This window comes from Pseudomonas monteilii NBRC 103158 = DSM 14164 (assembly GCF_000730605.1).
In the GTDB taxonomy this organism is placed as follows: Bacteria; Pseudomonadota; Gammaproteobacteria; order Pseudomonadales; family Pseudomonadaceae; genus Aquipseudomonas; species Aquipseudomonas monteilii.
The window spans coordinates 1-9,312 of record NZ_BBIS01000083.1; the positions used below are offsets into that span (position 1 = coordinate 1).

Below are 9,312 nucleotides of genomic sequence, written 5' to 3' on the forward strand. Positions count from 1 at the left end.
CCCTAACACTGGCACTAGTTTTAGTACAACTCTGATTTCTTCGCTTGCAGCTCATACTTTCTTCAATTTAAAAAATCCTACTCCAGACTTAGTGCGTGCGCTATTAATTAATTGTGCGGAGCGTGATGAACATTGTCATGAGCTGGGGCGGGGAACCCCCTGGGCTCCAGATACAATGCCTTGGGTATGTAAAGAAGGAACAGTCACGCTGGCTTGGGTTTCTAAACTAAAAGCTGGCAGTGCTTACTATTGGAACGATTTACCCATCCCGCCGGAAATGATGGCAAGCGGTAAGCTTGTGGGGCGAGCCTCTCTAACCGCAATTATTAAACCTATTGTCTCAGGGTTAGGCGGATTTAATTACTTCTCCACTCGCTTGCAAGTTGCGCTCCAAGCTAAGGGGCCTAGTGGCAACACAATAAATCTTCTAGGGTCCATGCAGGAAGCAAAAGCTAAAGAGGAGAGTGCGAGAAAGGATCTTGCAAAATGGAGTCCGATCCGACGTCATGCAAATTCTTTTTCAGGAAGGTCTATACAGGCCGGATCATTGAGATTGCACGCTCGAATTTATGCTAGGGATCTTTATCAATTCGGTTTGGCAGATCATCACGAGCTGCCAGAGCAAGAAGTAGCATTCGTGCTAACTTTTCAAGCCCCGGATAATGCTCCAGGTATTTATAACTCAATGGTTGGTAAGTTGGCGGGTTACGTAGAAAATGCAACCAATCTGCAGACTGAGATTGAAATTGGAAGTTGAATCTGCTGTGGGTATGCTTATTTACACCTCCCGGAAATAGTCCTGCATACTTAATATTATCTAGGGGGTATAAAGCCCCCTTTTTTATACAGCAGTACTTGACATGCTGCAGTTATTTACTATTGCTTAGTTTTTTAATATTAATGATTTCTTTGGTCAATGAGTGAGTAGCCGCACGACCATTAGATTTTAACACTGTGTCGACTTGCTGTCTGGGTTTGCATATGCACACATACGATTTCTGCTTCGAGCCGATGCAGCCTTTCACACCAGACTGCAACAGGCCACAGCAGATATTGACGCTATCTCAATACCCGTGCTTCAGTAAAGCACAGTATTCTTTAACAAATCCATCTCGTAAATAGAATCTGCGGTAAGCGTGCTCAACGATCTTGAAGTAATCCGACGGTACACCCCATGTGACAGAGTTCAAAAGCTTACCTTCGTTTGCTTCTTCGCTATGAAAATCGTTGTACTTGACCAAGTCTGCAAATTGGAAGCCCAGAATTGATAGTTCACGATAGCATTGCAGCTCTTGCTCCGTAACAGGCGAACCACCCATATAGAAATCGCAGGACTCAGGATTGTTTTGTACGTCAATGAGCTGCTGATCCCAGCTGAGTGTTAGCTGTTTGTAGCGTATATAGCTTTCTGGTCTCGGATCATTTGCATGCTGCTCTTTGCTCAGAACGCTTGAGGCAGTAGAGAAATCTTTATAAAGCGCAAAGTATGCTAGGGTAACTCCACATTCAACGGAGAAATCAATTGTTTGCTGTGCTGACTCTGGTGTCTCCCACTGACCGCCCAGCATGAAATAGGCCTTTGTGAGAATATCTGCAGATCGAAGTCGTGCAAATAGCTCTGAAATTTGACGGTTGGTTACAGTTTGACTTGCGGCTTTACTCTTTTTTCCTCGCTCCTCACTTCCGTGCTCAATGCCGAATGCAAGCATGCGACACCCAGACTGTTGTAAGCGCTCTATGAAAGGGAAGCCCATACGTTCTTCGTAAGCAATGAAATCTTCAATGCGGAAAATCCCACGCCACCCAAATGATTCACCAGCCCGCTCTTTGATTTTGGTCAGGCCCTCAATGAAGTCGCTCGCCCATGCGAGTCCACTGTACTTGTTCGCTTGAGGCTTTCCATCGGATGCTATCTGCGGAAGCAAGTTATCATCTACGAACTGAATACGGAGTTCTGGATGTTGCAAAGCCAAGGCGTTAACCTCCATGAGGACATGCGAGACCTCTCGGCGAATTTCACCTCCACTTTTATCTTTTCGCTCGGTGCAAAAGGCACAATTCCAGTCGCAGCCTTGCGACATAACTACGTGAGCCTCATAGAAAGTAGTCGATTTTGCCCTGGTTCGCGCGGGCTCATACTGACCATTCTCATTGCGGTAAATGCGACGATCAATTATTACTTGCGGCCATGTGGTCGCTGATGAATCTTGTGAAATTGCCGGTATAACGTTGCCAGCCTCGACTCCACGACCAACCACATTCCAACTTTTCAAATTTGGAGTAATGCCCGGTGCTAGGGGCCACTTCCCTGGGTTTTTCAAGCTGGCCACCAAAGAGGATAAATTTTCCACAGCATTTGCTGAAACTGCAAAGTCCCAGCTTGCTTGGGCGTCCTCTGTGTGCACAGTAGAAAACTGCCATGCATTTAGCTTGGCTGCCGGCCCGCCGATTACCAGCGTAGTACTATGTGTTCTCTTGCGAATACCAACGAGCATATTCATCGTTGATTGTATTGTGGAAAATACGGTATTGAATCCTATCAGGTCGAAAGTTTGTGCTAGGCGCAATACCTCCGCACGGAGCCTTGGGAACCTATGACAGTCCGCTATCTGAACGTCGTGCCCTTGAGCCGCGAGATGAGAGGCCAGCAGGCCCAAGCCTAATGCTGGTGTACTGGTCCGCGATGCTCCGGATGCCGCATCATCGATTTCAATTGGAGGTAATACAAGCAAGACGCGCTTAACATTTTGGAGAGTATCAGCGCGCGTAACAGTAACCTCTGGATGCATACAGCCACGAAGTGTAGGCCCCACTTCACCTACGACTGGGCCAATCAACCATCTTGCGACGGGAAAGTCTAATACGCCTAAACGTACGGGCTTACCGGGTTCTGATGGAGATGCACACTCCTCTAGATAATGGCTCAGAAATTCCCGATGCAGCCATGGATGGCCTTCATCGGTGCTGATAGCCAAGTCCACAATCCTACCTAGCTCTTCATTCAGGGAGCCCTCTATTTTCAGCCTCCCCGTGGAGAAAGCAGCTTCTAGTCGACGTCGTAGGGTGTGAGAGAATGCTAGATGCAATGAGGCCCATCTAATACTTTCATCTTCATCAAGAGCCATTCTCCGTAAAGTTTCAAGAAGTACCTGCGTGGATAAGCTCGCGGTAGCAAATGCGGCGAATACACGCTTATCGCCACGCCAATGCCCCTTGACCTTGCCAGCGGTAGGGTAATACATATTTAAAAAACTAACACTCTGATCGGAAATTTGGCGAGCCGGATCCAGACCGTGCGCCATCAGCGCCAGGGTCGTAGGCGCTAACATAGGGTCGCTTGCGATGCTATCTGCAATATCATGGGAGAGTTTAGTTACTTTAATGCAGCGCTGATTTTCCATTTTAAAATTAGGATCAGCTTCAATTCCAGGAATAATTGTCGCGATCCCGGGATGTTTGTTTTCCAATCGTGCAAGTCGAATAGCGAACGAAGTACCAAAATCTAATACACGAGCTGGTTCGAAAAACTTAGGAGCTATTTCGCTTGCCTGATTTAATATCTCGCTGGCAAAGACAGATGAGTAGTAAAATAACTCTTTAGTCAAAAACGAATCTTTCCAAATGACCTGTAGCATGGGTTCTGAAAAGGACTCAGAGAACGCTCTGAAACTAGAGCATATATTTGCGCAAGCGGCCATGAACCGCCAGCACACGTCCATGTGTCCTGAGTCTCTTGCTGAGCTCGCCATAGCCATACGATCACCAATGGCACTACTGATATCACGCAGCTTCTCTTGCAGGTCGGCCCGATTATGCAAATCGGCGTTTTTACCCGCATCACTCAGACTATTGAAGGCTGTAGTCAAATCAGCCCAGTCCTCTTCGAGGTCTAATTGGCCCAGATTTTCAAGTATTCGTTCCAATACCTGACGAGACTCCTCCTGCTTTCGACCGACAGCTTGTCGGTTCGCCCAATGTACCGAGCCAGGAAAGTACCAGCCAGTACCTTCTAGTAAATCAGATGCGCAGCGCTTCCAGCTATATTCACGTTTTAGTAGGGATGCAACTTCGATAGCGGCTTGCTTTCGCGCCTCAAGGTTGCTTGTTATTGCAAGCAATGCGTCAGCGCACTTATCGATATCTTCTTGGTTCGGCGTGCCTGCAGTCGTGCTGCCGCCAAGATTTACAAACTCAATGCTGTCGAATGAAACCTCTGGGAACTGGTGTTTCAGATCATCAATTAGCATCGCAAGTCCGGATTGACGCGAGCATACAAGGGGGATGCCTGCGCAAAGAGCCTCCCATCCACTCAAACCAAAGCCTTCATGCCACGACGGCATCAACGCTACATGACAACTAGCCAAGCGTTGCCGTAGGGCTACTTGGTCATCGGAAAATGGCTCTGCATGAAGAGTAAAAGCAGCATTCTTGCTACCGATTTCTTTGAGCTCTTCCACCACAATTTCGTCGGAGCTTGGGTCTACTCCCCACGCAAAAAGTTGCCCACGAGCTAGCCAGGCCACAGCATCGATTTGCCGACCTCGTGAATATGCTTCTGCGAGTGCGTGAATGGCCAGTGTAGAATTCTTTATCGGATCGTCATCACGATTAAGTCGGCCAGAGATAAAAACTTGTAAATCGACGCGAGGGTCGTGGTGCTGCCACTTAATTTTTTCAACGCCGGGTATCAATGGCCTTACAGGTGATCTTGGTCGATTCTTGGCACTTCGCGCCGATGCGAAATTACGCTGTAGCAGGGGGCCCACGGCAAAAGCACAATCTGCAGCAGCAATGACTTCTCGCTGCTGCAGCGAACGTGCAGTCACCTCATCCATGCTTTGCCCTTTCATAAAGGCATATGACGAATAGTCCATATGGCCTATAACGGCTGACTTAATGTCCGTCTCGCTAAGATGCTGACGAAGTTGGTTAGCGCAGTCAACGGCAGTTTGGCCTGTGATGACGTCATGTCCCACAACTAAAACGCCTTGCAATGTCTCTAAGTCTGATGTTGTACAATAGTTGGCAATTTTGTCAGCTATTTCGGATGCAGTGAACTCTTTCTGTTCTATAAGAGTTACTCCTACTTCGCATCCTATTTCCGGCAACCGATTTACAAAACAGTACGTCTGGCTTTCTTTGGGGAGTGCTTGGATCAAGCCTTCTGCTAGACCCTTGTTAAACACATTGAGGCCACCTAAATCACTTCCCCATCGGGTTGCAAGTAAAGCCACTACGTATGCCATCTCGGCTCCTAAATACTCGATGCGCTTAGGTAGTCACGGCACGTTGTGTACCCTTGATGAGATACTGGGATCACAACGCTGATCAGCTGCCATTACTACATCTGCCTAATACCAATCACGTATGATATGCCGTTTTGGACGTTATCGACCATTAAACACTGGTTGGCGATTTTGCTACAGTTTAGCGACAGCACGAGAGCGCAGGTTGGATAGCGGATAACGGCTGCTTATCGCTGATAGCTGCCATCCGCTTATGGCAGTCACGAGGCGAATGCGCTCGGTCTTGACTGTCAAAATTAGGGATTCGCAGGCGGTTGAAGATCCAGGATTTTTTCAAGCGACGAGCGAGCAGCCGCACGGTCAGCAGGTAGCGATAGCGGGTCACCTCGCATCGTTCAGCTAAGCGGTGCTCAAGAAACCAAGCCACATGCTTTCTCTGCCAAGCCCAAGGTGTTTCTCGTTTCCAGCGCCCTGCGATTTCTGCCTGGATTATTTTTGCCTGTCGCACGTGGCGTTGCCGGGTTGCGTGCGAGCCGGTCAGAACGCCAGCCAAGAACAGCTCCATATCGAATGGTCTACTCATGCCCGGCCACCTATGTATGCCGCGACCACGTCAATGCGCCCGTGCCCCAGCTCGAAGCTGATTTGCCTACGAGCTTCACGATCAAGGCTCCTATCTAACTGGCAACAGTGGCCGCCATTGATAGGCGCGTGGTGTTGGGTGATTTGCTCATAGCGCTCACATGCGTACGCCGCTCGTAGCTCATGGAAGCCTTTGAGGTTGTGTGCATGCAAGATGTCCCGCGCAGGGCGGATAATTTCTTGTAGAAGATTTCGGTAGCTTTCGTGCAGCGCAACCAGGTTGTGGCTACCCACAGGCGACACCTGCCGTGAAAACCCAAGCGCCTCGCGAACATCGTCGTTCACCGCAATCCAACGCGGCGCCGAGGCACCGGCGCGACCGCCTTTGGTACCATCCTGAATATTGATCCTGCCTAGCTCGTTAGCCTCACGGCTTAGTCGTGGCAGATCCGCCAAGATGGCCTCACGCAAGCGCATGCCGGTGGCCCGTGCTAACAGAACGATGGCGGCGGCCCGCAGTTGATGATGGCTGCAAAGCGCATCGACGATCTGTTTAACCTGCTCGCGGTCTTGGCCCTGAGGTACAGAGTGTCGAACCCCGGTGCGCTGCATACCCAACGCCTTGCTCGGACTGGGCAATTTCACGTTTTGATCACCGCGAAGCGCCGCCATGGTCCTGTTAACGCTGGATAGGCGGTTTTGTGCGGTGCTAACAGCAAGGTCACCGCGCCTAACCACGTCGCGCAGATACGCCGCATAGTCGGCCAACACTTTCCAATCAATCTGCCGCGCATCATTGATTCCGGGCCCTTGTTCGGAGCGGCACCACTTCACGAATGCCTGCCACCGATCACAGTGTGCCTTCACCGTGCCGTAGTGGCCGCCGCCGAACATGTCTTTCAACGCCTGCGGCCCTGCGTAGCTCAGTTGCCTGCCGTAGCCGAAATTACGGCCATCGCGTCTACCCACCAATGCCATGTCGAATCACCTCATCGTTCGGTCTTCGATCCTCGCCCCACGTCATCCCGCCAAGAATGTTGAGTGTTATCAGGGATCAAGGCCCCTGCGACCTGTGGGGATGTCCTCTACGCGGGACTGGCGGCTCCTTACGTCCGGGAGCAAGGGCATCTCATGATCTGGCCTCCTGAGCACCGTTACCGGTGGGCGGGTGGAGGCTGCATTGGCTGACGAGACCAGTGCCGCGAGATCCTGAGCCAGGTGCAAGCAGCAATGCGATGACCGGGGCATGCCTGACTGTCAGTCAGGTGCAGTCCATTCCTTGGTCTGCGGCACCATCATCCACGGCGCTGTTGCTGGTGACATCGGCGTTTGTCACGCCGATTGTCACGAGGGGGATTGCCGCAAAGCCATGTGCGATCAGGGCTGCAGCAGTGGTAGAAGTGCCCGTCTCTTTCCAGAAGAAAGAGACGGGCACAGGTTGGCGCAAGATTCGGCCAAGCGAATAGGTTGCTGCAGGGCAGAGAGGTACGGTGTGTCTGGCGCACGAGGGCCATATGTGTAAGAGCATCCATCACATGGGTAGTGACCGTACGAGCTGCCGGATGCGAATCGTACTTGGGCTGAACCACCACGGGAGCGGCGTGACCTTGAAGGCTCGGGTCACCTGAGGCGCTGTCATCGACAGCCTTTGCACGGCCAGTTCTACGCCTGTGGATAAACCCGGTCAAGGGCCGAAGTTAAGCGCCCTTGAGGACGTGAAAAGCGGTTATCCATCGGTGGACTTACTTGGTAAATCCCGGACAACGTCGTGGCTTTTAGCTCTTCAAAGTGAGGTCCATCCAAACAGGGCGGCTTTGCAGCCCTGTTTGGATGGACCCGTGCTGAGAAGCAGATAAGCGAGGCTGCTTGTCCCGAACGTTGGACGTTCAGTTGTTTCCGCAATTCTTGCGCCATACAGAGCTAGCGGATCGGTACCACGTTCTTATCTCTGACTTGCCCGTATGCTGAGGCAAGCAGGCTGCCGGTGGCGGCTTTCTGGATGTACTCACTCCACCAGGCCATCATCGGTCGTCTGCGTTCAATGTAGTCGGCTCGGTTGTAGGCGCTGCGCACCTCATCCTTGTCGACATGCGCCAGTGCGACCTCAATGAGCTCCGGGTCCCACCCATGTTCATTCAAGATGGTGCTGGCCATCGAGCGCATGCCGTGGCTCACCAAACGGTCCTGGAAGCCCATGCGTTTCAACGCCATGTTGGCCGTTTGGCTATTGGCGTGGGTGCGCGGATTTCTGTCTGCCGGGAAGACGTATTCGCGATGGCCGCTGTGAGTTTTCAGTGACTCCAAAAGTGCGACAGCGTGATCACTCAAGGGGATGCTGTGAGGGCGGCGCTTTTTCATCCGCTCCGGTGGGATAGTCCAGACACGCCTTTCAAAGTCGATGTCTGCCCAGCGAGTAGTTGCCGCCTCGGCGGGGCGAGTCATCGTGTGTAACTGCCATTCGATCAAGCAGCGGGTGGTGCGTTTGATGCTGGCGTTCGCGATCTCCAGCATGAGCTCGGGGAGTTCTTCGGGCGGAAGCGCAGCCATGTTCTCTTTCTTGGGCTTCTTGAATACAGCCCTGATGCCGGTCAGCGGGTTGGCGAAGATCAGGCCGGAATTTACTCCGTAGGTCATGATCTCGTTTAGCCGCTGGCTAAGGCGCTTGACCGTCTCCAGGCTGCCTTTCGCTTCGATTGGACGAAGCAATGCGATCACCATCGGCGCGGTAATTTTGGTGAGTGGTGTCGTCTTCAAATCGGGGAACACGTGCAGCGTGAGCGACCGCCAAATGTCCTCGGCGTAGGCCGGGGTGACCGAGTCTTTCTTGAGCTCGAACCACGCGGTGGCCACGTTCTCGAAGGTGTGTTCCGTTTCTGCGCGTTTGGCTTCATTCAGCGTATTGCGCTGCACCTTAGGATCGATGCCCTGGGCGAGCAACTCGCGGGCTTCGACTGCCTTCTTTCGTGCGTTCGCCAGTGACAGTTCGGGATAGGTCCCGAAGCCGATGTTGATGCGCTTCTTGGTCACCGGTTCGCGGTAGTTGAAATTCCACAGCAACGAGCCGTTGCTGCGTACGCGGAGCTGCAAACCGTCACCGTCCGTGAGGACGTAATCCTTGGACGCCGGTTTGACTCCCTTGAGTTGTCGATCGGAGAGGCGGAGGTTTTGAGCAGGCATGAGATTGTCCTCAGGCACTGATTCGGTATTCCAAAGATTAGCACCGGATGGGCTGGAATACCGTCTGGAATACCAGAATGGCTGGAACTCAAAAACTCTCAAAAGCCCGCAAAAGCGCTGGAAGCCGCGTATTTACTGGATCGCAGTCACAAAAAAAGACGTCCGTGGACGTCTTTGTTTGATAATTTGGTGGAGCCGGGGGGATTTGAACCTGCGTCTAATTCAGTATTTTCGCGGTCTCCAGAGAATACGCTGCCATTACGCTGTCATTCCTGTTCGCGCGCAGCTGACTCCCCAGCTTTTAGGG

The 9,312-nt window shown here is 51.8% G+C and carries 3 protein-coding genes and 2 pseudogenes; 1 reads left to right on the top strand and 4 read right to left on the bottom strand.

Annotated features, from left to right (window positions below; translation table 11 throughout):
- A pseudogene (locus tag PM2_RS31040) lies at positions 1–757 on the top strand (S8 family serine peptidase); the annotation flags it as partial.
- Between the two features lie 307 nt (positions 758–1,064).
- Here the strand turns inward: PM2_RS31040 and PM2_RS30560 are convergent.
- The 4 genes and pseudogenes from PM2_RS30560 to PM2_RS28910 form a co-directional block, all read right to left on the bottom strand.
- Entirely contained in the window at positions 1,065–5,246 is a 4,182-nt protein-coding gene (locus PM2_RS30560; protein ID WP_042132624.1) for a B12-binding domain-containing radical SAM protein, read from the bottom strand.
- 313 nt (positions 5,247–5,559) lie between these two features.
- Positions 5,560–5,829, bottom strand: a pseudogene (locus PM2_RS30565) (hypothetical protein); the annotation flags it as partial.
- Positions 5,826–6,806: an integrase domain-containing protein gene (locus PM2_RS28905; RefSeq protein WP_028700069.1), complete on the bottom strand. Its 981-nt coding sequence runs from the start codon at positions 6,804–6,806 to the stop codon at positions 5,826–5,828. The gene PM2_RS28905 and the pseudogene PM2_RS30565, both read right to left, overlap by 4 nt.
- A gap of 942 nt (positions 6,807–7,748) precedes the next feature.
- Entirely contained in the window at positions 7,749–9,005 is a 1,257-nt protein-coding gene (locus tag PM2_RS28910) for an integrase domain-containing protein (protein WP_028700070.1), read from the bottom strand.
- Positions 9,006–9,312: the final 307 nt, after the last annotated feature.

Bases quoted from the DNA above. Each gene is read 5' to 3' on its own strand.
- PM2_RS28905 (WP_028700069.1), bottom strand. From the start codon at position 6,806: ATGGCATTGGTGGGTAGACGCGATGGCCGTAATTTCGGCTACGGCAGG.
- PM2_RS28910 (WP_028700070.1), bottom strand. From the start codon at position 9,005: ATGCCTGCTCAAAACCTCCGCCTCTCCGATCGACAACTCAAGGGAGTC.
- PM2_RS30560 (WP_042132624.1), bottom strand. From the start codon at position 5,246: ATGGCATACGTAGTGGCTTTACTTGCAACCCGATGGGGAAGTGATTTA.